This window comes from Citrobacter europaeus (genome assembly GCF_037482245.1).
GTDB lineage: Bacteria > Pseudomonadota > Gammaproteobacteria > Enterobacterales > Enterobacteriaceae > Citrobacter > Citrobacter europaeus.
Genome location: NZ_CP148084.1, coordinates 1,842,136 through 1,866,793, shown reverse-complemented (window position 1 = coordinate 1,866,793; position 24,658 = coordinate 1,842,136). Strand labels below are relative to the sequence as shown.

The window sequence follows — 24,658 nt, the reverse complement described above, 5'->3', positions numbered from 1 at the left end:
TCCTCGCCATTGCATTTTTCGCCAGTTTTACCCATGATCGAATTGTGACAATTGTCATACAACTATGGGTATAGCATTTACTATGGAATGGATTGCCGATCCGTCAATCTGGGCCGGACTGGTCACGTTAATCGTGATCGAACTTGTTCTTGGCATTGATAATCTTGTTTTTATTGCCATCCTCGCGGAGAAACTGCCTCCAGCCCAGCGGGATAAGGCGCGTATTACCGGGCTACTGCTAGCGATGGTCATGCGCCTGCTGCTGCTGGCATCAATTTCCTGGCTGGTGACGCTGACCACGCCGCTGTTCAACATTCGCGACCTGAGCTTCAGCGCCCGCGATCTGATCATGCTATTCGGTGGTTTCTTCCTGCTGTTTAAAGCCACTATGGAGCTAAATGAACGGCTGGAAGGAAAAGACAGCGATAACCCCACCCAACGTAAAGGTGCAAAGTTCTGGGGTGTCGTCGCGCAAATCGTGGTGCTGGACGCCATCTTCTCTCTGGATTCCGTCATTACAGCCGTTGGGATGGTCGATCACCTGGCGGTGATGATGGCTGCGGTAATCATCGCCATCAGCCTGATGGTGCTGGCCAGCAAGTCGCTGACGCGCTTTGTTAACAGCCATCCAACGATTGTCATTCTTTGTCTGAGCTTCCTGCTGATGATTGGTTTCAGCCTGGTTGCCGAAGGATTTGGTTTCCATATCCCGAAAGGTTACCTGTACGCCGCCATCGGCTTCTCGGTGATGATTGAAGCATTGAATCAGTTGGCTATCTTTAACCGTCGTCGCTTCTTGTCTGCCAACCATACCTTACGCCAGCGCACCGCTGAGGCGGTGATGCGGCTGCTGAGCGGGCAAAAAGAAGACGCCGAACTGGATGCCGAAACTGCGGCGATGCTGGCGGATCATCATGAAGGACAGATTTTTGCCCCTCAGGAGCGACGGATGATTGAACGCGTGCTGAACCTTAATCAGCGTACCGTCAGCAGCATCATGACCTCGCGCCACGATATTGAACACATCGACCTCAATGCGCCCGAAGCAGAAATCCGCGCTTTGCTGGAAAAAAACCAACATACGCGTCTGGTGGTCACCGGCGAAGATGAGCAGGAAGAGTTGCTCGGCGTGGTGCATGTCATCGACCTGCTGCAGCAGTCCCTGCGCGGTGAGCCGCTCGATTTACGCGTCTTGATTCGTCAGCCTCTGGTGTTCCCGGAGACCCTGCCGCTGCTTCCGGCGCTAGAGCAGTTCCGTAATGCCCGAACGCACTTCGCTTTTGTGGCCGATGAATTTGGATCCGTCGAAGGGATTGTCACACTCAGCGACGTCATGGAAACCATCGCAGGTAACCTGCCGAACGAGGTAGAAGAGATTGATGCCCGCCATGATATCCAGAAAAATGCTGACGGTACCTGGACCGCTAACGGACATATGCCGCTGGAAGACCTGGTGCAGTACGTGCCTATCCCGTTGGACGATAAGCGTGAATATCACACCATTGCCGGGCTGTTAATGGAGTACTTGCAGCGCATCCCGAAAACCGGGGAGGAAGTACAGGTTGGCGATTTCCGATTGAAAACCTTGCAGGTGGAAAATCATCGCGTGCAAAAAGTCCAGCTGATACCGCTGCACAATGAAGAAGAGATGGATTACGAAGTGTAGTTCAAGAGCCGGAGGCGGCATCAGCCGCCATCCGGTAATATGAATCAGAGTTTATCCAGCAACTTTTTAACATCCTTGCCGTTGCGAGAGTCTTTGTTGCGATCGGCCCAGTCATTCAGACGACGTTTCGCTTCATCCTGCAGATGCTTACGCAAAAGCTGGTCGACCTGCAGATTGTAGTTCAGCGCCTGCCACTGACCGTAGACTCTGAGAGGTACCGGAGTGGCCTTCAGGAAGTTAATCAGCTTACTTTCGCCATCCCAGCCGCCGAGGACGCGAATATTAAACAGCGTGTCGCAATTCTGCTTCACCAGATCCAGCGTTCCCTTACCGGTCAGCGCCAGCATCGACGACTCACCGGCCATGTTATCCAGCGTAACCTCGCCATTATCCAGCGTCATATCGGTTACAAAACGATCGAGGCGAGTCACGTTATCCAGGTTTTGCTGGGCTTTAACATCCCCACCGCTACGCTCGACGGCCTGTTGTATCATCTGCTGGAAGTTCATCCCTTCCATTCGCGTATCGTTCATTTCGACATGGGCCTGCCCTTGCCAGCTATGACGAAACGCCTGAGCATCGATATCTGAGCCAGAGAAATCACCCGCCAGCGACAGTTTACCGGTGAGGGCGATTGGATAGTCGAAAGCTTTCAGGATAGTACCAATTTCTACGCCATCCAGCCGCGGATGGAAGACCGCTCGCGGCTGCCCTTTTCTGGCATCCAGCGTACCGGGAAGCGACACCAGCCCGCCGTCACTTTTCCCCTGCAACTGGGCAACGTTCAATAAGCCGAACTGGTTGTCAATTTTTGCCGAGACATTGTCAAACGCCATTTTCCGCCACAGCACTTTGTCAGCCTGCAAAGCGATGTCTGCCGAAAAGCCCTTAAGTCCCTGATACGAAACGGCATCAACCTGCGAAGCAATGACGGGGCGCGCCAGCGTTGGCTGACTCTGACCTTGCTGAGCCTCACCGTTAGTGGTCGTCGCAGCCTCACGTTGTACGAGCAGATTATCCAGATTGAGCTGGCCAAACTTGAGGTCGACGATCCATTCTGGTTTATCCAACAATGACACGTGAACTTGCCCGGCGAGAGAGCTGTCGTTAGCGGTCAAATGAATCTGGCTAAACGCGAGCTGTTTTTTCTCTTCCAGCCACTGTGCCTGAAGCTGTCCCTGACCCTTGATCCCCTGCGCCGGCAGATCGGCTCCCTGCAGTTGCCAGCTTAGCTGTTGAATATTCGCGGATAAGTTGTGCGGATAGTCGGAAGCATCGACGGTGCCGTTGAAAGATAAAGCAAGGTCACGCTGATCGCGGTTCACGCGCCCAGAGAAATCAAACGTGCCGCGGTGCTGGTTATCCTGTTCCATGTCCAGACGAATATCGCGAACCGTGACCTGCTCATCGTCTTCATGCTGGAAGACCAGGACACTATCGGCAACGCGCAGGCGCGCAATGTCAAACGACCACCCTCTGTCTTCAGCCAGGTCGGGCAACGTATTGTCTTTTGGAGCCACGGGCGCATCTTCGCCGCGCACCGCTTCAGTTTGCGGGGTCAGTTGAATCACCGCGCCTTTGAGCATCACCTGCTTCACGCTGAGCTGGTGACTCAATAGTGGCCACAACGCGACGTCAAGACGCATATTATCGGCACGAATCAGGGGTTCGCTGGCGCCTTCAGCGGTTAACACCATGCGCCCCGAGAGGATACTCAGTTGAGGCCAAACGTGCCAACGCAGAGGACCATCCAACTGCAGTTGATATCCGCTACGCGCCGCAACCTGCTTGACCATATACGCGCGGAAATCATTCGGATTCACCAACAGTACTAACGCAGAAAAACCGGCCACCAGCACGACCAGTAAGATCATCAGCGTCGTCAGAAATCGTCTCATGCTATCCCCAATGGACTGAAAAAACTCAGTCTTTATCGATTCGGCTGGCAACGGCGCCCTGCTGATCGCGATACTTTGCATCCTGACGACGGTTGTAAGGTCGCGCCGCCGGACCAGAAAGCGGTTCGAAGCTTAATGCGCCAATCGGCATGCCTGGACGCAGGGCCAGCGGTAGTTTCCCGGAGTTGTAAAATTCCAGTACGATGCAGCCAGACCAGCCCGGATCGATACGGTGTGCGGTGACGTGTACCATCAGTCCCAGACGCGCCAATGAAGAACGTCCATCTAACCAACCGACGAGATCGGAAGGCAGCGTCACGGATTCGAACGTCACTGCCAGCGCCAGTTCGCCCGGGTGCAGGAAAAACGCCTCGCCGTCTTTAAGGACGATTTCATCACTCATCACGCGATCCAGCGCGGCGCTGACTTCATCTTTCGGCCCGCTCAAATCGATATACGCCGCCGTATGACCGCGGAACGTACGGAATTTGTTGCCAAGGCGCACATCTACCGTGGCGCCGTTGATTCGCTCGACAGGAGGGCGTGGATTGATCGACAGGCGACCTTCATCCAACCAGGCTTCAATATCTCGGTCACATAAACGCATGGCACTTTCTCCTTTCGTGCTTCAACCCCTTAATGCCAGGTGCGTTAAGGGTGAACCAGGTTATCACTGAACGGTACACAATTCGCTGAACTTATTCAAAGAACTGACTGATTTTAGCCTTCAGAATATCGATGGCGATGCGGTTTTTACCCCCGCGCGGCACAATGATGTCGGCGTATTGTTTTGAAGGCTCAATAAATTGCAGGAACATCGGGCGGACGGTTTTCTGGTATTGCGCCATCACAGAATCCATTGAACGACCACGTTCGTTCACATCCCGCTTGATACGGCGCATCAGGCAAATATCCAGCGGCGTATCGACAAAAATAGAGAAGTTCATCTCATCGCGCAAACGCGCATCCGTCAGCAGCAAAATGCCTTCCAGGATGATGACTTTTTTGGGTTCGATGTGAATAGTGTCTTGCGTGCGCGTATGCTCAACGTAGCTGTACACAGGCAGCTCAATGGCACTGCCGCGTTTCAGAGTTTGCAAATGTTGGAACAGCAGGCTGTGATCCATCGCGTTCGGATGGTCGTAGTTGGTTTTTACACGTTCTTCCATCGACAGATGGCTTTGATCTTTGTAATAGCTGTCTTCGGGAATAACGCCAATATGTTCGTCACCGACTTGTTCACGCAATTCGCGATAAAGAGTACTGGCAATAAGACTCTTGCCGGAAGCCGATGCGCCGGCAATGCCGATAATGACGCACTGATGGGACTGATCAGTCATAAATTTAGCGACCTGATTAACCTGGATGTAAGGAAGGGCGGCGCCGAAACGCCAAACGCGGCAATTATAGGGATTTCAGCAGCGCGATGCCAGCCCAGCCTGCACCAATGCTGTCCCTGTCGCAAATTTAAACGGTCATATTTAAAGCATGCGCTACATTTATTCATCAGCCTTAGTAATTAATAGCTTGAGAGTGTTAATTTATGAGCAGCTGGCGTATAAATTGTAAATTATTTGTACTAGCATAATCCCAGATTAAATGTGATGCGTCCGGCATCTCTACTGGGCGACACCGGCTATTTGGGTAGAGTGGTAATGAGTAAACAATCCCAACATGTTTTAGTTACCTTACCTCATCCTCTACTGCGCCTGGCCAGTTTAGGTCTGGTGGCTTTCATCTTTACGCTGTTCTCGCTGGAACTGTCTCGATTCGGTGCACAACTGGCGCCGCTGTGGTTTCCGACCTCGATCATGATGGTGGCTTTTTATCGTCATGCAGGAAAAATGTGGCCAGGAATCGCGCTGGCGTGCTCATTTGGTAACATCGGGGCTTCTTTACTCTTTTTCCCCGGCGAGTCGCTTAGCTTTACCTACACAGCCATCAACATTATTGAGGCTGTCGTTGGGGCAATGTTATTGCGCAAACTACTGCCCTGGTACAATCCCTTAAAAAATCTTAACGACTGGGCACGCCTGGCGTTCGGCAGCGCCGTTGTCCCTCCGCTATTGGGTGGTTTACTATTGTGGTTACTTTTACCGCGGGAAACGTCGTTAAATACTTTTCTTATTTGGGTGCTTTCAGAATCCATCGGCGCGCTAGCGCTGGTGCCGTTAGGTTTACTGTTTAAGCCACATTATTTGCTGCGCCACCGCAATCCGCGATTACTGTTCGAGACGTTAATTACGCTCCTGGTAACCCTAACGTTCAGTTGGCTGTCCATGATGTATCTTCCATGGCCTTTTACCTGCGTAATCGTCCTGTTGATGTGGAGCGCTGTGCGTCTGCCGCGCATGGAGGCGTTTTTAATTTTCCTCAGCACCGTGATGATGGTTTCGCTGATGCTTGCCGCCGACCCTTCGCTGCTCTATACCCCCAAGCCCAATATGATGACGGATATCCCCTGGCTGCCGTTTTTGATGATTTTGCTACCAGCCAATATGATGACCATGGTGATGTATGCGTTTCGGGCCGAACGCAAGCACATCTCAGAAAGCGAATCGCGCTTTCGCAACGCCATGGAGTATTCGGCAATTGGCATGGCGCTGGTCGGTACCGAGGGGCAATGGCTACAGGCCAATAAAGCCTTGTGCCAGTTTCTGGGCTATAGCCAGGATGAGCTGCGTTCGCTCACCTTCCAGCAATTAACCTGGCCGGAAGATCTGAATAATGACCTCGAACAGTTGGAGATGCTGACTCGCGGTGAAATCAACAGCTATTCCATGGAAAAACGCTATTACACCCGCGAGGGTGAGGTTGTCTGGGCCTTGCTGGCGGTGTCACTGGTACGTCATAGCGACGATACCCCACTCTACTTTATTGCGCAGGTTGAAGACATTAACGATCTGAAGCATACCGAGTGGATCAACAAACGGCTGATGGAGCGCATCACGCTCGCTAATGAAGCCGGGGGGATCGGCATTTGGGAATGGGAACTGCAGCCTGATGTGATCAGTTGGGATAAGCGTATGTTTGACCTCTACGAAGTCCCTGCGCATATCAAACCCAGTTGGCAAGTCTGGTATGAGTGCGTTGTACCTGAAGATCGCGAACACGCCGAAAATGTGATTCGCGATTCGCTGGCCGCTCGGGCTCCCTTTAAGCTTGAGTTTCGTATTGCGGTAAAAGATGGCATCCGGCACATCCGCTCTCTGGCTAACCGGGTGCTGAATAAAGACGGCGAAGTTGAACGCTTACTTGGCATCAATATGGATATGACCGAAGTAAAGCAGCTCAACGAAGCGTTGTTCCAGGAAAAGGAACGTCTGCACATTACGCTGGATTCCATCGGCGAAGCGGTTATTTGTATTGATGTCGACATGAATGTGACTTTTATGAACCCGGTCGCCGAGAAAATGAGCGGCTGGCAGCAGGAAAGCGCGATCGGCATTCCGCTCCTGACGGTGTTGCGAATTACTTTCGGCGATAACGGCCCGCTGATGGAAAATATCTACAGTGCAGACATGTCGCGTACGGCCATCGAACAGGAAGTGGTGTTGCATTGTCGCAACGGCAACAGTTATGACATTCAGTACAGCATCACCCCCCTCAGCACTCTCGATGGCGGTAGCATTGGCTCGGTGCTGGTCATTCAGGATGTCACCGAGTCACGTAAAATGCTGCGCCAGCTTAGCTACAGTGCCTCGCATGACGACCTGACGCAGCTGGCAAATCGGGTCAGCTTTGAAAACCATCTCAAGCAGTTGCTGCATACGGTACACGACGCACACCAGCGTCATGTGCTGGTTTTTATCGATCTGGATCGCTTTAAAGCGGTGAATGATAGCGCAGGCCATGCCGCGGGCGATGCCCTGCTGCGTGAACTCTCTTCGCTGATGCTAAGCATGCTGCGATCCAGCGATATGCTGGCGCGCCTTGGCGGCGATGAGTTTGGCCTGCTGCTGCCAGATTGTAATATCGAAAGCGCCCGCTTTATCTCAGGTCGTATCATCAGCGCGGTTAACGATTACCACTTTATGTGGGAAGGCCGTTTGCACCGTATTGGCGCCAGCGCGGGGATTACGTTGATTGATGAGAAAAACCATATCGCGACCGACGTTATGTCTCAGGCGGATATCGCCTGCTACGCGGCGAAAAACAGCGGACGTGGACGAGTGTGCGTCTATGAACCCCAGCAAAGCCAGGCCCATGCCTCGCGTAGCCAACTGTCACTGGACGAACAAAGACACACCATCACACACAACCCCATGCTGATGATAGCCAGAGGCGTGGCTTCACCGCGTATCCCAGAGACGTTTAGCTTCTGGCTGATATCATTACGCTTAGGGACCGCAGAAGGCGAAGTGATTGAAGAGCACACTTTCCGTAATGGGCTGGTCGATCCCGCGTTGAATCAAGCGCTCGACCGGCGGGTATTCAGCGAATTCTTCCAGAATGCTGCTTCGGCTGTCGCCAGCAAGGGCCTCAGTATTGCCCTGCCCCTTTCAGCCGCCGGGCTGCTCAATTCAGAACTTATTGATGAGCTACTGGATCAATTGCAACACAGTCCGTTACCGCCACGGTTGCTGCATCTGACCGTTCCGGCTAGCGCCATCAAAACCAATTCAACGCAGGCGATATCCGCCCTGCATCGGCTACGTCAGTTCGGCTGTCGAATTGTGTTAAGCCAGGTCGGTCGTGATTTAGAGCTTTTTGACAACCTGAAGTATCACATTGTCGATTACCTGTTGCTCGACAGCGAGCTAAGCGCCAGCGCCCACGGCGACCTGATTGATGAAATGTGGGTGTCCATTATCCAGGGCCATGCCCAGCGCCTGGACATTAAAACCATCGCTGGCCCGGTGCAACTGCCACTGATCATGGATGCACTTTCAGGCATCGGTATCGACATGATTTATGGCGATATTATTGCCGATGCCCAACCGCTGGAACTGCTACTGAATACCAGTAATTTCGCCATCAACTGACGGATTCCAGCCATCCGTATACCAGATATGCAAAAGCGCATAGGAGCGCCAGGGCTTCCAGCGCTCGGCATAGCGTCTGATCTGCGCTGGCGTCATGCCGGGAAAACGCTGTTTAATCAGGTAATCATCCGGCAGAAAAACATCTTTCGCCTGCCAACCACGTAGCGCGAAATAGTTGGCGGTCCAGCGTCCTATCCCGGGAAAGGTTTGTAGCTGCTTAACGCCTTGCTCAATATCGTCCGGGGCTGTTGTCGCAAGCGTGCCCTCAAGCGTTGCGCGAGCAAGGTGAATCAACGCCTCAGCGCGTTTGAGCGGCATGCCTAACGCTTTCAGGTCCAGTGGATCTGCGTTAGCAAGCGCTTCAGGCACAGGAAAACAAACGTACCCCGGCGCATCTTCCAGCGTATCCCCATAAGCGTGCGCTACTTTCGCCGTCAGTTTTGCTGCCATCGCCACGCTGACTAACTGGCCTAAAATTGCCCGTACCCCTTGCTCAAACGCATCGACACATCCCGGCAGACGCAGTCCCGGACGCGCCGCACCGAGGTTGCCCAGCGCGCTGACAATTTGCTGCGGGCAACAGGTAAGATCGAACAAGCGTGTTATTTTTGCCAGGCACTCGGAGGCTACCGGTTGCAATCCTGAGCTTAACGTCACGTGTAGCACGTTGGCGGGCAAATCTGGTACGACGCGCACCAGACCATGATGCTTCCCTATGGACAGGCTTCTGGCATAACTCAGTTCTTCTACAGTTTCGATACCTTCAACCGCACGGGCGGCAAGAAATCCCAGCATCCAGGGCCAGTCATAAGGCGGTTGCCAGCTCAGCGTGAACATTCGGTTTTCCTTTTTAAGCAAACCTACAGCATAAACGGTATTCAACTGATGCGCCTTGCTTTCATATTCCAGTTGTCGGAGCGTCAACATTTCGTTAAAGTCACGCCCCTTCTTCACTGGCATGGGGATTTTTACGGTGTTTATTGGTTTTGACTACGGTACGGCAAACTGTTCAGTGGCCGTTATGCGTGACGGGCAGCCTCACCTGCTTAAAATGGAAAATAACAGCACGCTTCTGCCCTCAATGCTTTGCGCACCAACGCGCGAAGCGGTCAGCGAGTGGCTGTATCGCCACCACGACGTCCCGACCACGGACGATGAAACGCAGGCGCTGCTTCGCCGTGCAATGCGCTATAACCGCGAAGAAGACATTGACGTTAACGCCAACAGCGTGCAGTTCGGTCTGGCGTCGCTGGGTCAGTATATTGAAGACCCGGAAGAGGTGTACTTCGTTAAATCGCCAAAATCATTTTTGGGTGCCAGCGGTCTGAAGCCCCAGCAGGTTGCGCTGTTTGAAGATCTGGTCTGCGCGATGATGCTGCACATACGCAACCAGGCGCAAAACCAGTTGCCGGAAGCCATCACTCAGGCTGTTATTGGTCGTCCCATCAACTTCCAGGGGTTAGGTGGCGATGACGCCAACGCCCAGGCGCAAGGTATTCTTGAACGTGCGGCCAAACGCGCCGGTTTTCAGGATGTCGTCTTCCAGTACGAGCCGGTAGCGGCGGGACTGGATTACGAAGCCACGTTGCAGGATGAAAAACGCGTTCTGGTGGTGGATATTGGCGGGGGTACGACCGACTGTTCACTGCTGCTGATGGGGCCGCAATGGCATCAGCGCGCCGATCGCGAAAACAGCCTGCTGGGACACAGTGGCTGCCGCGTAGGCGGGAACGATCTGGATATCGCGCTGGCGTTTAAACACCTGATGCCACTGCTTGGTATGGGCGGCGAAACTGAAAAAGGTATCGCTTTACCTATTCTGCCCTGGTGGAACGCGGTCGCAATCAACGATGTTCCCGCGCAAAGTGATTTCTACAGCAGCGCCAACGGTCGATTGCTCAACGATCTTGTCCGCGACGCGAGAGAAGCTGATAAAGTCGCCCTGCTGCTTAAAGTCTGGCGCGAGCGTCTGAGCTATCGCCTGGTACGCAGTGCAGAAGAGAGCAAAATCGCGCTTTCCGATCAGGCCATTGTTACGGCGGCGATACCGTTTATCAGCAACACGCTGGCAACCGATATCAGTCAGTACGGACTGGAAGCTGCGCTCAACCAGCCACTGGCGCGCATTCTTGAGCAGGTTCAGTTGGCGCTGGAAAACGCGCAGGAAAAACCGGACGTGATTTACCTGACCGGCGGCAGCGCGCGTTCGCCGCTGATTAAAAAAGCACTTGCCCAGCAGCTTCCGGGGATCCCGATTGCAGGTGGCGATGATTTCGGTTCCGTTACCGCCGGACTGGCCCGCTGGGCTAATGTTGTTTTCCGCTAAGCCGCTCGCAAGCTGAAAGGTGTGCGTATTGACATCACCGTTGCTGTGGCTTATTTTCAGGAGTGAGGGTTAGGGAGGGTTTCCCCTCCCCCTGGTGTCTTAGTAAGCCGGTAAGCTAATGACTAAGAGTATCACCAGTATGATGACCTGCTTCATCATAACCCTTTCCTTATTTTGGCCCCTTCCTCGGGAGGGGCTTTCCCGTTCCAGCGTCCCGCTGAAATCTCTGGCTTTCCTCCTTTTTGCCTTAAACGCACTCTAGCGCACTATTTCTTCTTCAGCGTTTTCAGCGCTTAATGTTGCGTAACGCCTCGCAAAGCCGCGTCAGCATTCAGACGAATCCCGACAGTGTTTCATAATTCCTCCATTTTTCTCCCTTGTTCGCTGGCTAAACTAGTATCATTCCGCGAATCGTTTCAGGATGAGAAACTTATAACAATGAAAGGCAGTAAAAAATCCCGCTGGGTGATAGCAATCGCGATCGTCGTGGCCACCGTCGCCGCCATCTGGTTCTGGCATAGCCGCAGCGGCTCCCAGGAAACCGCACCGGGCGCGACCAAACCCGCGCAGAATGCGCCAGGTTCAGGGCGGCGTGGAATGCGCTCCGGACCGTTAGCTCCCGTCCAGGCTGCCACCGCCGCCGTTGAAGCCGTTCCGCGTTACCTGACAGGGCTGGGTACCATTACTGCCGCAAATACCGCTACGGTACGTAGTCGGGTAGATGGTCAGCTCATCGCCTTGCACTTCGAGGAAGGACAGCAGGTGAAAGCCGGCGACCTGCTGGCAGAGATAGATCCCAGCCAGTTCAAAGTCGCTCTGGCTCAGGCGCAGGGACAACTGGCAAAAGATAAAGCCACGCTGGCGAATGCCCGTCGCGATCTTTCCCGTTATCAACAGCTGGTAAAAACCAATCTGGTCTCCCGCCAGGAGCTGGATGCCCAGCAGGCACTGGTAAATGAAACGTTAGGGACAATCAAAGCTGATGAAGCCAGCGTCGCCAGCGCTCAGTTGCAGCTCGACTGGAGCCGGATAACCGCCCCTGTTGATGGTCGTGTCGGTCTGAAACTGGTCGATATCGGCAACCAAATTTCCAGCGGCGATACCACCGGTATCGTCGTTATTACGCAAACGCATCCTATCGACCTGATATTCACTTTGCCTGAAAATGACATTGCTACCGTAATCCAGGCGCAAAAATCGGGAACGCCGTTAAAGGTCGAAGCCTGGGACCGAACCAATTCGCAAAAGCTGAGCGAAGGCGTCCTGCTCAGTCTCGACAATCAGATTGATGCCACCACCGGAACCATTAAAGTTAAAGCCCGCTTTAACAATCAGGATGATGCTTTATTCCCTAACCAGTTCGTTAACGCTCGCATGCTGGTCGACACACAACAAAATGCCGTTGTGATCCCAACAGCTGCCCTGCAAATGGGCAATGAGGGCCATTTTGTCTGGGTACTGAACAGCGATAACAAAGTGAGCAAACATCTGGTTAAACCCGGTATTCAGGATAGCCAAAAAGTGGTGATCTCCGCTGGATTGTCCGCAGGCGATCGGGTCGTAACCGACGGTATTGACCGCCTGACGGAAGGCGCAAAAGTCGAAGTCGTTGAGGCGCACGATGCCTCAGCGACGGGCGAAAAAACTGCGCCACGCGGATACAGCAAAAAAGGAGCCAACTCCTGATGCAGGTGTTACCTCCGGACAACACAGGCGGGCCATCGCGCCTGTTTATTCTGCGCCCCGTCGCCACCACGCTGCTGATGGTGGCGATTATGCTTGCCGGTGTTATCGGTTATCGCTTCCTGCCGATCGCCGCCTTACCCGAAGTCGATTACCCCACGATCCAGGTTATTACGCTCTATCCCGGCGCCAGCCCGGACGTCATGACCTCGGCAGTCACCGCGCCGCTTGAGCGTCAGTTCGGACAGATGTCAGGCTTAAAACAGATGTCCTCGCAAAGTTCCGGCGGCGCATCGGTAGTAACACTGCAGTTCCAGCTCACGCTGCCGCTGGACGTTGCTGAACAGGAAGTCCAGGCTGCGATTAACGCCGCCACCAACCTGTTACCGAACGATCTGCCTAACCCGCCGGTGTACAGCAAGGTAAATCCGGCGGATCCACCGATCATGACGCTGGCGGTCACCTCCAGCGCCATGCCGATGACGCAGGTGGAAGATATGGTCGAGACCCGCGTCGCGCAGAAAATATCCCAAGTTTCCGGCGTCGGTCTGGTGACGCTGTCCGGTGGACAACGTCCAGCAGTGCGCGTGAAGCTTAACGCACAGGCTATTGCCGCTCTCGGTCTGACCAGCGAAACCATCCGTACGGCCATTACCGGCGCTAACGTCAATTCGGCAAAAGGGAGTCTTGATGGCCCAACGCGTGCCGTTACCCTTTCAGCCAACGACCAGATGCAGTCCGCAGACGAATATCGTCAGCTCATTGTTGCCTATAAAAATGGTGCGCCGGTTCGTCTGGGCGATGTCGCCACTGTCGAACAAGGTGCAGAAAACAGCTGGCTGGGCGCATGGGCCAATAAGCAACAAGCTATAGTCATGAATGTTCAGCGCCAGCCTGGAGCGAACATCATCTCCACGGCAGACAGTATCCGCCAGATGCTGCCGCAGCTCACCGACAGCCTGCCCAAATCAGTTAAGGTCAGCGTACTTTCGGATCGTACGACCAATATTCGTGCGTCTGTTGCTGACACCCAGTTCGAGCTGATGCTGGCGATTGCGCTGGTAGTCATGATTATCTACCTGTTTTTGCGCAATATTCCGGCGACTATTATTCCCGCCGTCGCCGTTCCGCTATCGTTAATCGGTACCTTCGCGGTAATGGTGTTTCTTGATTTCTCTATCAATAACCTGACCCTCATGGCGCTAACCATCGCGACAGGCTTTGTGGTGGATGACGCTATCGTGGTCATCGAGAATATTTCACGCTATATCGAAAAAGGCGAAAAACCGCTAACTGCCGCCCTGAAAGGTGCAGGTGAGATTGGGTTTACCATCATCTCTCTGACATTTTCACTGATCGCCGTGCTAATCCCGCTGTTGTTTATGGGGGATATCGTGGGCCGGTTGTTCCGTGAGTTTGCCGTTACGCTGGCCGTGGCGATTCTGATTTCCGCCGTCGTATCACTTACCCTCACGCCGATGATGTGCGCGCGTATGCTTAGTCAGGCCTCGTTACGTAAGCAGAACCGCTTTTCCCGCGCTTCGGAGCGAATGTTCGATCGCATCATTGCCGGGTACGGACACTGGCTGGCAAAAGTGCTTAACCACCCGTGGCTGACGCTGGGCGTGGCACTCGGCACGCTGGCGCTGAGCGTCATGCTCTGGGTGTTTATTCCAAAAGGATTCTTCCCGATACAGGATAACGGTATCATCCAGGGCACGCTGCAGGCACCGCAGTCAAGCTCGTTTGCCAGCATGGCCCAGCGTCAGCGTCAGGTTTCAGATGTCATCCTTCAGGATCCGGCGGTAGAGAGCCTGACCGCTTTTATTGGCGTGGATGGTACGAATCCGGCACTGAACAGCGCACGTTTGCAAATCAATCTTAAACCGCTGGATGAGCGCGACGATCGCGTACAGAAAGTGATCGCGCGGCTACAGGACGCGGTTGACAGAGTACCCGGCGTCGACCTTTATCTTCAGCCCACCCAGGATCTGACGATTGATACCCAGGTCAGCCGGACGCAATATCAGTTTACGCTGCAAGCAACGTCACTGGATGCCCTCAGCACCTGGGTTCCACAACTGTTAGCAAAACTACATCAGCTACCGCAACTGTCCGATGTCAGTAGCGACTGGCAGGATAAAGGCCTGGTGGCGTATGTGAACGTCAATCGCGACAGCGCCAGCCGTTTAGGCATCAGCATGGCGGATGCCGATAACGCTCTGTACAACGCCTTCGGCCAGCGACTGATTTCAACCATTTACACCCAGGCAAACCAGTATCGCGTGGTGTTAGAGCATGACACTAATAGTACGCCGGGACTTGCCGCGCTCGACACTATCCGCCTGACCAGTAGCGAAGGCGGCGTGGTACCGCTCAGCGCGATAGCAAACATTGAACAGCGTTTCGCCCCACTGTCGATTAACCATCTCGATCAGTTCCCGGTCACCACCATCTCGTTCAACGTGCCGGACGATCATTCACTGGGCGATGCGGTGCAGGCGATTCTGGATGCCGAAAAAACGCTTAACCTGCCCGTGAATATTACCACCCAGTTCCAGGGCAGCACGCTCGCTTTCCAGGCCGCGCTGGGTAACACCATCTGGTTGATTGTGGCTGCGGTTGTCGCGATGTATATCGTGCTCGGCGTGCTGTATGAGAGCTTTATTCACCCGATTACCATTCTCTCCACGCTACCCACGGCGGGCGTCGGGGCGCTTCTGGCGTTAATGATTGCCGGGAGCGAACTGGACGTCATCGCGATTATCGGCATTATTTTGCTCATTGGTATCGTCAAGAAAAACGCCATCATGATGATCGACTTCGCCCTGGCTGCAGAGCGCGAACAGGGCATGGCACCGCGCGAAGCCATCTTCCAGGCGTGTCTGCTGCGTTTTCGCCCAATTCTGATGACCACGCTGGCAGCACTGCTCGGCGCCTTGCCGCTGATGTTAAGTACCGGCGTAGGTGCCGAATTACGCCGCCCATTAGGAATTGGTATGGTCGGCGGGCTGCTGGTAAGCCAGGTATTAACCCTGTTTACCACCCCGGTGATTTATCTGCTGTTTGACCGTTTGTCGCTGTATGTGAAAAGCCGCTTCCCGCGCCAGCAAGAGGAAGCGTAAATGAAATTTTTTGCGCTTTTCATTCATCGTCCGGTGGCGACCATTCTCATTTCGGTAGCGATCACCCTGTGCGGGATACTGGGCTTTCGTCTGCTGCCGGTCGCTCCGCTGCCGCAGGTGGATTTTCCGGTGATCATGGTCAGCGCCTCGTTACCGGGGGCGTCGCCTGAGACAATGGCATCATCCGTTGCCACCCCGCTGGAGCGCTCGCTGGGGCGCATCGCGGGCGTGAACGAAATGACGTCGAGCAGTTCGCTTGGCAGTACGCGCATTATTCTCGAATTTAAATTCGACCGTGACAACAACGGCGCGGCGCGAGACGTTCAGGCCGCAATTAACGCGGCGCAAAGCCTGCTACCAAGCGGAATGCCCAGTCGCCCAACGTACCGCAAAGCCAACCCTTCCGACGCGCCGATTATGATCCTGACGCTCACCTCTGATACGTATTCCCAGGGTGAGCTGTACGATTTCGCGTCAACCCAGTTGGCGCAGACCATCGCGCAAATCGACGGAGTGGGCGATGTAGACGTTGGAGGCAGCTCTTTGCCTGCCGTGCGCGTAGGGCTCAATCCGCAAGCGCTGTTTAACCAGGGCGTGTCGCTGGACGACGTACGTAGCGCAATTGACAACGCCAACGTGCGTAAGCCGCAGGGCGCTATCGAGAATGATGCCCATCGCTGGCAGGTACAAACCAACGATGAGCTGAAAACCGCCGCCGAATATCAACCCATTATCATTCACTACAACAACGGCGCTGCAGTGCGGCTGGGCGACGTTGCGTCTGTAACTGATTCGGTGCAGGACGTTCGTAACGCGGGGATGACCAATGCCAAACCGGCCATTCTGCTGATGATCCGCAAACTGCCGGAAGCCAATATTATTCAGACGGTAGACAGCATTCGCGCCAAATTACCGGAGTTACAAACGATGGTCCCGGCCGCCATCGATCTGCAAATCGCTCAGGACCGTTCGCCGACTATTCGCGCCTCACTGGAGGAAGTCGAACAGACGCTGATTATCTCCGTTGCGCTGGTTATCCTGGTGGTCTTTGTTTTCCTGCGCTCCGGGCGCGCGACCCTGATCCCCGCGGTAGCGGTTCCGGTCTCGCTCATCGGGACGTTTGCCGCCATGTATCTGTGTGGATTCAGTCTGAACAACCTGTCGTTGATGGCGTTAACCATTGCCACAGGATTTGTCGTTGATGATGCCATCGTGGTGCTGGAAAATATTTCCCGTCACCTGGAAGCGGGAATGAAGCCGCTCCAGGCGGCGTTACAAGGAACGCGTGAAGTGGGATTCACGGTGCTCTCCATGAGCCTGTCGCTGGTGGCGGTGTTCCTGCCGCTACTGTTAATGGGTGGATTACCTGGGCGCTTGCTGCGCGAGTTTGCCGTCACGTTGTCGGTTGCTATTGGTATCTCGCTGCTGGTATCGCTGACCTTAACGCCAATGATGTGCGGCTGGATGCTTAAATCGAGCGCCCCGCGCGAACAGTCCCGGAAACGGGGTTTTGGTCGTGTGCTGGTCGCGCTACAGCAAAGTTACGGCACTTCGCTTAAATGGGTGCTGCGCCATACGCGACTGGTAGGCGTGGTGTTACTTGGCACCATTGCGCTGAATATCTGGCTTTATATTTCCATCCCCAAAACCTTTTTCCCGGAGCAGGATACGGGCGTATTGATGGGTGGGATCCAGGCCGACCAGAGCATCTCTTTCCAGGCGATGCGCGGCAAACTGCAGGATTTTATGAAGATAATCCGCGACGACCCGGCGGTGAATAACGTCACCGGCTTTACCGGTGGTTCACGGGTTAACAGCGGGATGATGTTTATTACCCTCAAGCCACGCGGTGAGCGCCATGAAACCGCTCAGCAGGTGATCGACCGCCTGCGTGTCGCGCTTGCCAAAGAACCCGGAGCAAACCTGTTTCTGATGGCGGTGCAGGACATTCGCGTCGGCGGTCGTCAGGCCAACGCCAGCTATCAATACACTCTGTTGTCAGATGACCTCGCGGCACTGCGCGAGTGGGAACCGAAGATCCGTAAGGCGCTTGCCGCCCTGCCCCAACTGGCGGACGTCAACTCCGATCAGCAGGACAATGGCGCGGAGATGAATCTGATTTACGATCGCGACACCATGTCTCGTCTGGGGATCGACGTTGCCGCCGCCAACAGCCTGTTGAATAACGCTTTCGGACAACGGCAGATTTCAACTATCTATCAACCGATGAACCAGTACAAAGTGGTGATGGAAGTCGATCGACGTTACACCCAGGACATCAGCGCGCTGGATAAAATGTTCGTCATCAACAATGACGGTAAGGCCATCCCGCTATCGTACTTTGCAAAATGGCAACCGGCGAATGCCCCTCTGTCGGTGAACCATCAGGGCTTGTCCGCCGCCTCAACCGTGTCGTTTAACCTGCCGACAGGGTCTTCACTGTCCGAAGCGACAGAGGCCATCAACCGAACCATGACCCAGCTCGGCGTCCCGTCCACGGTTCGCGGTAGCTTTGCCGGAACGGCACAGGTATTTCAGGACACCATGAACTCACAGGTGATCCTGATTATTGCCGCCATCGCCACGGTCTACATCGTGCTGGGTATGCTGTATGAAAGCTATGTCCATCCGCTGACCATTCTCTCCACGCTACCTTCGGCTGGCGTCGGAGCGTTGCTGGCACTGGAACTGTTCAATGCCCCGTTCAGCCTAATCGCCCTGATAGGGATCATGCTATTAATTGGCATTGTGAAGAAAAACGCCATCATGATGGTCGATTTTGCGCTGGAAGCGCAGAGAAACGGTAAGCTGCAGCCGGAAGAAGCTATCTTCCAGGCCTGCCTGTTGCGCTTTCGCCCAATAATGATGACCACGCTGGCGGCGTTGTTTGGCGCGTTGCCGCTGGTGTTATCCGCAGGGGATGGCTCCGAACTGCGCCAGCCTTTGGGGATAACCATTGTCGGTGGGCTGGTTGTGAGCCAACTCCTGACGCTGTACACCACGCCCGTGGTCTATCTCTTTTTCGACCGTCTGCGTCTGCGTTTTTCGCGTAAAAACAGCAAACCGGTAGCAGAGTTATGACAGAACTTCCCGACAGCACCCGCTGGCAACTTTGGATTGTGGCATTCGGCTTTTTTATGCAGTCGCTGGATACCACCATCGTTAATACCGCGCTTCCCTCAATGGCGGCAAGCCTCGGGGAAAGCCCGTTACACATGCATATGGTCATTGTGTCATATGTTTTAACCGTTGCCGTGATGCTGCCCGCCAGCGGATGGCTGGCGGACAAAGTTGGCGTGCGTAATATCTTCTTCACCGCCATTATCCTGTTTACGCTTGGCTCGCTGTTTTGTGCCGGGTCCAGCACCCTCAACGAGCTGGTGATGGCGCGCGTCTTACAAGGCGTTGGCGGTGCGATGATGGTGCCGGTCGGCAGGCTAACGGTGATGAAAATCGTCCCGCGTGAGCAATATATGGCGGCGATGACGTTTGTCACTTTGCCCGGTCAGATTGGTCCTCTGCTGGGGCCGGCATTAGGCGGGATTCTGGTTGAGTACGCCTCCTGGCACTGGATATTTTTGATTAACATTCCGGTTGGTATTGTCGGCGCGATAGCGACGTTAATGTTGATGCCCAACTACACCATGCAAACCCGACGCTTCGACCTCTCGGGATTCGCGATGCTGGCGGTCGGCATGGCGGTACTGACGCTGGCGCTCGATGGCAGTAAAGGAACTGGCCTCTCCAGTTTCACGCTGGCGGCGCTGGTTATCTGCGGGGTGTTGGCTATTGCGCTGTATCTGAAACACGCCCATCGAAATCCACGCGCGCTGTTCAGCCTGAATCTGTTTCGCACACCAACCTTCTCGCTGGGGCTGTTCGGCAGTTTTGCCGGACGCATCGGCAGCGGCATGCTGCCGTTTATGACGCCGGTGTTTTTACAGATTGGTCTCGGTTTTTCACCTTTTCATGCCGGGCTGATGATGATCCCAATGGTACTGGGTAGTATGGGTATGAAGCGCATTGTGGTACAGGTCGTTAACCGCTTTGGCTACCGTCGCGTACTGGTCGCCACAACGCTTGGCCTGTCGCTGGTCAGTTTGCTGCTGATGACCACCGCGCTGCTCGGCTGGTATTACGCTCTCCCCTTCGTGCTGTTCTTACAGGGAATGGTCAACTCAACGCGCTTTTCATCCATGAACACCCTGACGTTAAAAGACCTGCCTGACGATCTCGCCAGCAGCGGCAATAGCCTGCTGTCGATGATCATGCAACTGTCGATGAGTATTGGGGTGACCATCGCGGGCCTGCTGCTAGGTATGTTCGGTCAGCAGCATATTGCCATCGATAGCGGTAGTACGCATACCGTCTTTATGTATACCTGGCTGTGCATCGCCTTCATTATTGCGCTGCCCGCCATTATTTTTGCCCGCGTGCCGAACGACACGCAAACCAACGCGGTGATTTCACGGCGCAAAAGGAGCACCTGATGAAGTTCTGGCGGCCCGGTATCACCGGCAAACTGTTTCTGGCGATTTTCGCCACCTGCATCGTATTGCTGATCAGCATGCACTGGGCCGTACGCATAAGCTTCGAACGTGGTTTTATTGACTATATCAAGCACGGTAACGAACAGCGGCTGCAAATGCTCAGCGACGCATTAAGCGAGCAGTATGAGCAGCACGGCAACTGGCGGTTCTTGCGCAATAACGATCGTTTTGTTTTTCAGATCCTGCGCTCTTTTGAACACGACAACGACGATGATAAGCCAGGTCCAGGCATGCCGCCGCACGGCTGGCGTACGCAGTTTTGGGTTGTTGATCAAAAGGCCCACGTTCTGGTCGGTCCGCGTGCTCCGGTCCCCCGCGACGGTATGCGCCACCCTATCCGCGTCAACGGTAGCGAAGTGGGCGCCGTGATTGCCTCTCCCGTGGAACGCTTAACGCGGAATACGGATATCAATTTCGACATGCAGCAAAGGCGTTCCAGTTGGCTCATCGTTGCGCTCTCCACAATCCTGGCGGCACTGGCAACGTTTACGCTGGCGCGCAGCCTGCTGGCCCCGGTCAAGCGGTTGGTGGAAGGCACCCATAAACTGGCGGCAGGCGATTTCACCACTCGCGTTGCGCCAACCAGTACGGATGAGCTGGGCAAACTGGCGCAGGACTTCAACCAGCTCGCCAGTACGTTGGAAAAAAACCAGCAGATGCGTCGAGATTTTATGGCCGATATTTCTCACGAGCTGCGCACGCCGCTGGCGGTGTTACGCGGTGAACTGGAGGCCATTCAGGATGGCGTACGCCAGTTTACCCCTGACTCCGTCGCCTCGTTGCAGGCTGAAGTCGGTACCCTCACCAAGCTGGTGGACGATCTTCATCAGCTCTCTATGTCTGACGAAGGCGCGCTGGCTTACCAGAAAACCTCGCTGGATCTCATACCCCTTCTGGAAGTAGCAAGCGGCGCATTTCGTGAACGCTTCGCCAGCCGTGGACTGACGATACAACTTTCGCTCCCCGACAGCATGACAGTATTTGGCGACAGGGATCGTCTGATGCAGTTGTTCAACAATCTGCTGGAAAACAGCCTGCGCTACACCGACAGCGGCGGCGGGCTGCACATCAGCGCCGAACAACGCGAGCGTATGGTTTTAATAACCTTTGCGGATTCCGCTCCCGGCGTAAGTGACGGCCAGTTACAGAAGCTGTTTGAGCGATTTTATCGCACCGAAGGCTCGCGTAACCGCGCCAGCGGAGGTTCCGGGTTGGGGCTGGCGATTTGCGTCAATATCGTACAGGCGCATAATGGTCTGATCCGTGCCGCCCATTCGCCTTTTGGCGGGGTTAGCATTACAGTAGAGTTACCGCTGGAACGCGATTTACAGAGAGATGTATGACTGAGTTACCCATTGATGAAAACACGCCGCGTATTCTGATCGTGGAAGACGAGCCCAAGCTGGGACAACTGCTTATCGATTATCTGCGTGCGGCAAGTTACGCGCCTACGCTCATCAGCCATGGCGATTTGGTGCTGCCTTACGTGCGTCAAACGCCGCCCGATCTGATCCTGTTGGATCTGATGCTGCCCGGTACCGATGGCCTGACCCTGTGTCGGGAAATTCGCCGTTTCTCTGAAATCCCTATCATGATGGTAACCGCCAAGATAGAAGAAATTGATCGCCTGCTGGGGCTGGAGATTGGTGCGGATGATTATATTTGCAAGCCCTACAGCCCGCGCGAAGTTGTGGCTCGCGTGAAAACAATTCTGCGGCGTTGTAAACCGCAGCGCGAACTGCAACAAATGGATGCCGACAGCCCGCTGATTGTCGATGAAGGTCGCTTTCAGGCATCGTGGCGGGGGAAAATGCTCGACTTAACGCCGGCTGAATTTCGCTTACTCAAAACGCTGTCGCATGAACCGGGAAAAGTGTTCTCTCGTGAACAGTTGCTCAATCATCTCTATGACGATTACCGCGTCGTCACCGACCGCACCATCGACAGCCATATTAAGAACCTGCGACGCAAGCTGGAGTCGCTGGATGCGGAGCAGTCGTTTATCCGCGCGGTCTATGGCGTAGGATATCGCTGGGAAGCGGACGCCTGCCGAATTGCTTAATGTCTTTAAAGGATGCATACATGAAAATGGACTTACGCTGCGGACCGTTACTGTTTTTACTGGCCTCAGGTTTTACCCACGCTGAAATCACCGAGCAGCAAATCAAAGCTGACTGTGCCAAAGTCCCGACCTACGCCAGCCAGGGCGAACAGTTCTACAAAGCTAAGAACTACGCAAAAGCGCGTGAAGCTTTTGAAAAGCAGGTCACCTGGAGCGAAGGCTGCCGCCTTGATGATAAAACCGTAGCGACGGCTTACAACAACGTGGCCCTGACCTGGATGCGCGAAGGACAATGGCGTAAGGCGCAGGCCTGGCTGATGATCAATCCCAATGATACGAAGTCGGTCTACAACCTGGGTCTTATCAAAGATAAGCTGGCCGCACTGCCAAAGAACGATTCTCCTGCCGGTGAATACTGGAACTACGCCGGTCTGGCATCCTGGGAAACGCTGGTCATTAAACCTACAGAGAATAAATCAGACTATCAGGTTGATTTTCAGGGTTATTACTTTGGCATGATGGCTCTTTATTATGGCCCAAACATGGGTGAATTCTCAGAACTGGTCACGCTGAAAAACGATAAAGGCGTGATCGCGCTCAGAGAGGGCGACTATATCCACTGCGATATCTCACTTACGGTCACGCCTGAGGGTATCGACGCCAGAACCGACGACCCGCAAAACTGCGGTTTCGGTATGAATGTCAGCGCCGACGGACACTATCTACGGGTTGATTGAGCCTACAAGGTTTACGGCATCTTCGCGCAGCGCTACAATGCCCGCCCTTAATATGGGGGCACTCCCCTAACCGCCTCATTGAGTGAGGCGAGTCTGACCTGTCATCAGAACGAGAAAATTATGTTTAAACCGGAACTCCTTTCCCCGGCGGGAACGCTGAAAAACATGCGTTACGCTTTCGCCTATGGCGCAGACGCTGTGTATGCGGGCCAACCGCGTTACTCACTGCGCGTACGTAACAACGAATTCAACCACGAAAACCTGCAGCTCGGCATTAATGAAGCCCATGAACTGGGTAAAAAATTCTATGTGGTGGTTAACATTGCCCCACACAATGCCAAGCTGAAGACCTTTATTCGTGACCTGAAACCGGTGGTGGAAATGGGACCGGATGCATTGATCATGTCGGACCCGGGTCTTATCATGCTGGTGCGCGAAAACTTCCCCGACATGGACATTCACCTTTCAGTACAGGCTAACGCCGTAAACTGGGCGACAGTGAAATTCTGGAAGCAGATGGGGCTGACCCGAGTGATCCTCTCTCGCGAACTGTCACTGGAAGAAATCGAAGAAATCCGCACTCAGGTGCCGGATATGGAGCTTGAGATCTTCGTTCACGGCGCCCTGTGCATGGCCTACTCCGGTCGCTGCCTGCTCTCTGGCTACATCAACAAGCGTGACCCAAACCAGGGTACCTGTACCAATGCCTGCCGCTGGGAATACAACGTACAGGAAGGCAAAGAAGACGTGGTGGGCAATATCGTGCATAAGTACGAGCCTATCCCGGTACAAAACGTTGAGCCAACGTTAGGTATTGGCGCACCGACAGACAAAGTCTTTATGATTGAAGAAGCCCAGCGTCCGGGTGAGTACATGACCGCGTTTGAAGACGAGCATGGTACTTACATCATGAACTCAAAGGATTTGCGTGCCATTGCCCACGTTGAACGTCTGACGCAGATGGGCGTGCATTCGCTGAAAATCGAAGGCCGTACCAAGTCATATTATTACTGTGCACGTACCGCGCAGGTATATCGCAAAGCCATTGATGATGCCGCGGCCGGTAAACCGTTCGACCCGCAATTGCTGGAAACGCTGGAAGGCCTGGCCCATCGCGGTTACACCGAAGGATTCCTGCGCCGCCATACGCATGACGACTATCAGAACTATGAATACGGTTTCTCCGTTTCCGAGCGTCAGCAGTTTGTCGGCGAATTCACTGGCGAGCGTAAAGGCGAGCTGGCAGCCGTACTGGTGAAAAACAAATTCACCGTTGGCGACAGCCTGGAGCTGATGACCCCACAGGGCAACATCAACTTTACTCTCGAGCAGATGGAAAACGCGAAAGGCGAAGCGATGCCAGTTGCGCCAGGCGATGGTTACACCGTGTGGATGCCTGTACCGGAGGATATCGATCTGAATTATGCATTGTTGATGCGTAATTTTACCGGTGAGTCCACGCGCAACCCGCATGCTAAGTAGTTAATTACGGTTATTTTTCAGCGTTCGGAAGATTCTTAGAAATCGATCACATACCGTTTCGTTCATTAAGGGTATTATCGCTTCCGCTGAAAAACATAACCCATAAATGCTAGCTGTACCAGGAACCACCTCCTTAGCCTGCGT

At 54.2% G+C, this 24,658-nt stretch carries 16 protein-coding genes; 11 read left to right on the top strand and 5 right to left on the bottom strand.

The window, feature by feature from the left end:
• Positions 1-82 precede the first annotated feature (82 nt).
• Positions 83-1,666, top strand: coding sequence for a TerC family protein (locus WHR59_RS08480; RefSeq protein WP_181634563.1), 1,584 nt, complete (start codon positions 83-85; stop codon positions 1,664-1,666).
• Positions 1,667-1,710: 44 nt separating this feature from the next.
• Here WHR59_RS08480 and asmA read toward each other — a convergent pair whose 3' ends face one another.
• From asmA to udk, 3 genes are all read right to left on the bottom strand, one after another.
• A complete protein-coding gene (gene asmA, locus WHR59_RS08475) occupies positions 1,711-3,564 on the bottom strand; it encodes an outer membrane assembly protein AsmA (protein ID WP_043016887.1) in 1,854 nt (617 codons plus the stop codon).
• Positions 3,565-3,589: 25 nt separating this feature from the next.
• Complete coding sequence (gene dcd, locus WHR59_RS08470; RefSeq protein ID WP_003036774.1) at positions 3,590-4,171, bottom strand: dCTP deaminase; 582 nt, start codon at positions 4,169-4,171, stop codon at positions 3,590-3,592.
• A 91-nt stretch (positions 4,172-4,262) separates the two neighbouring features.
• The gene (gene udk, locus WHR59_RS08465; RefSeq protein WP_003036776.1) at positions 4,263-4,904 is read right to left on the bottom strand and encodes a uridine kinase; all 642 of its coding nucleotides are present in this window, start codon (positions 4,902-4,904) and stop codon (positions 4,263-4,265) included.
• Between the two features lie 315 nt (positions 4,905-5,219).
• On the opposite strand from udk, the gene WHR59_RS08460 reads away from it, so the two are divergent.
• Positions 5,220-8,549 carry a diguanylate cyclase gene (locus tag WHR59_RS08460; RefSeq protein ID WP_338843817.1) on the top strand — a complete coding sequence of 1,110 codons (3,330 nt, stop codon included), beginning with the start codon at positions 5,220-5,222 and terminating at the stop codon, positions 8,547-8,549.
• On the opposite strand, the gene alkA is transcribed toward WHR59_RS08460, so the two are convergent.
• On the bottom strand, positions 8,517-9,386 hold the full coding sequence (alkA, locus tag WHR59_RS08455) for a DNA-3-methyladenine glycosylase 2 (protein ID WP_338844066.1): 870 nt from the start codon (positions 9,384-9,386) through the stop codon (positions 8,517-8,519). The two genes, WHR59_RS08460 and alkA, sit on opposite strands and share 33 nt — an antisense overlap.
• 136 nt (positions 9,387-9,522) lie before the next feature.
• Between alkA and yegD the strand changes: the two genes are divergently transcribed.
• Positions 9,523-10,875: a molecular chaperone gene (gene yegD / locus WHR59_RS08450; protein WP_193145048.1), complete on the top strand. Its 1,353-nt coding sequence runs from the start codon at positions 9,523-9,525 to the stop codon at positions 10,873-10,875.
• 99 nt (positions 10,876-10,974) lie between these two features.
• Here yegD and WHR59_RS08445 read toward each other — a convergent pair whose 3' ends face one another.
• A complete protein-coding gene (locus WHR59_RS08445; RefSeq protein ID WP_109017525.1) occupies positions 10,975-11,034 on the bottom strand; it encodes a type I toxin-antitoxin system Ibs family toxin in 60 nt (19 codons plus the stop codon).
• A gap of 279 nt (positions 11,035-11,313) precedes the next feature.
• Between WHR59_RS08445 and WHR59_RS08440 the strand changes: the two genes are divergently transcribed.
• The 8 genes from WHR59_RS08440 (at position 11,314) to yegQ (ending at position 24,514) form a co-directional block, all read left to right on the top strand.
• Positions 11,314-12,561, top strand: coding sequence for an MdtA/MuxA family multidrug efflux RND transporter periplasmic adaptor subunit (locus WHR59_RS08440; protein WP_338843816.1), 1,248 nt, complete (start codon positions 11,314-11,316; stop codon positions 12,559-12,561).
• Positions 12,561-15,683 carry an MdtB/MuxB family multidrug efflux RND transporter permease subunit gene (locus tag WHR59_RS08435; protein ID WP_338843815.1) on the top strand — a complete coding sequence of 1,041 codons (3,123 nt, stop codon included), beginning with the start codon at positions 12,561-12,563 and terminating at the stop codon, positions 15,681-15,683. The genes WHR59_RS08440 and WHR59_RS08435 overlap by 1 nt, the downstream gene beginning before the upstream one ends.
• Complete coding sequence (mdtC, locus tag WHR59_RS08430; protein WP_338843814.1) at positions 15,684-18,764, top strand: multidrug efflux RND transporter permease subunit MdtC; 3,081 nt, start codon at positions 15,684-15,686, stop codon at positions 18,762-18,764.
• Positions 18,761-20,173 (top strand): MFS transporter, encoded by a 1,413-nt coding sequence (locus WHR59_RS08425; RefSeq protein WP_080624946.1) that lies wholly within the window; start codon positions 18,761-18,763, stop codon positions 20,171-20,173. Before mdtC ends, WHR59_RS08425 begins: the two co-directional genes overlap by 4 nt.
• Entirely contained in the window at positions 20,173-21,576 is a 1,404-nt protein-coding gene (gene baeS / locus WHR59_RS08420; RefSeq protein WP_080624945.1) for a two-component system sensor histidine kinase BaeS, read from the top strand. Before WHR59_RS08425 ends, baeS begins: the two co-directional genes overlap by 1 nt.
• Positions 21,573-22,295, top strand: a complete 723-nt coding sequence (gene baeR / locus WHR59_RS08415; protein ID WP_043016895.1) for a two-component system response regulator BaeR — start codon at positions 21,573-21,575, stop codon at positions 22,293-22,295. Before baeS ends, baeR begins: the two co-directional genes overlap by 4 nt.
• A gap of 26 nt (positions 22,296-22,321) precedes the next feature.
• The gene (locus WHR59_RS08410; RefSeq protein ID WP_043017945.1) at positions 22,322-23,032 is read left to right on the top strand and encodes a hypothetical protein; all 711 of its coding nucleotides are present in this window, start codon (positions 22,322-22,324) and stop codon (positions 23,030-23,032) included.
• Positions 23,033-23,152: 120 nt separating this feature from the next.
• A complete protein-coding gene (gene yegQ / locus WHR59_RS08405; protein WP_043016896.1) occupies positions 23,153-24,514 on the top strand; it encodes a tRNA 5-hydroxyuridine modification protein YegQ in 1,362 nt (453 codons plus the stop codon).
• Positions 24,515-24,658: the final 144 nt, after the last annotated feature.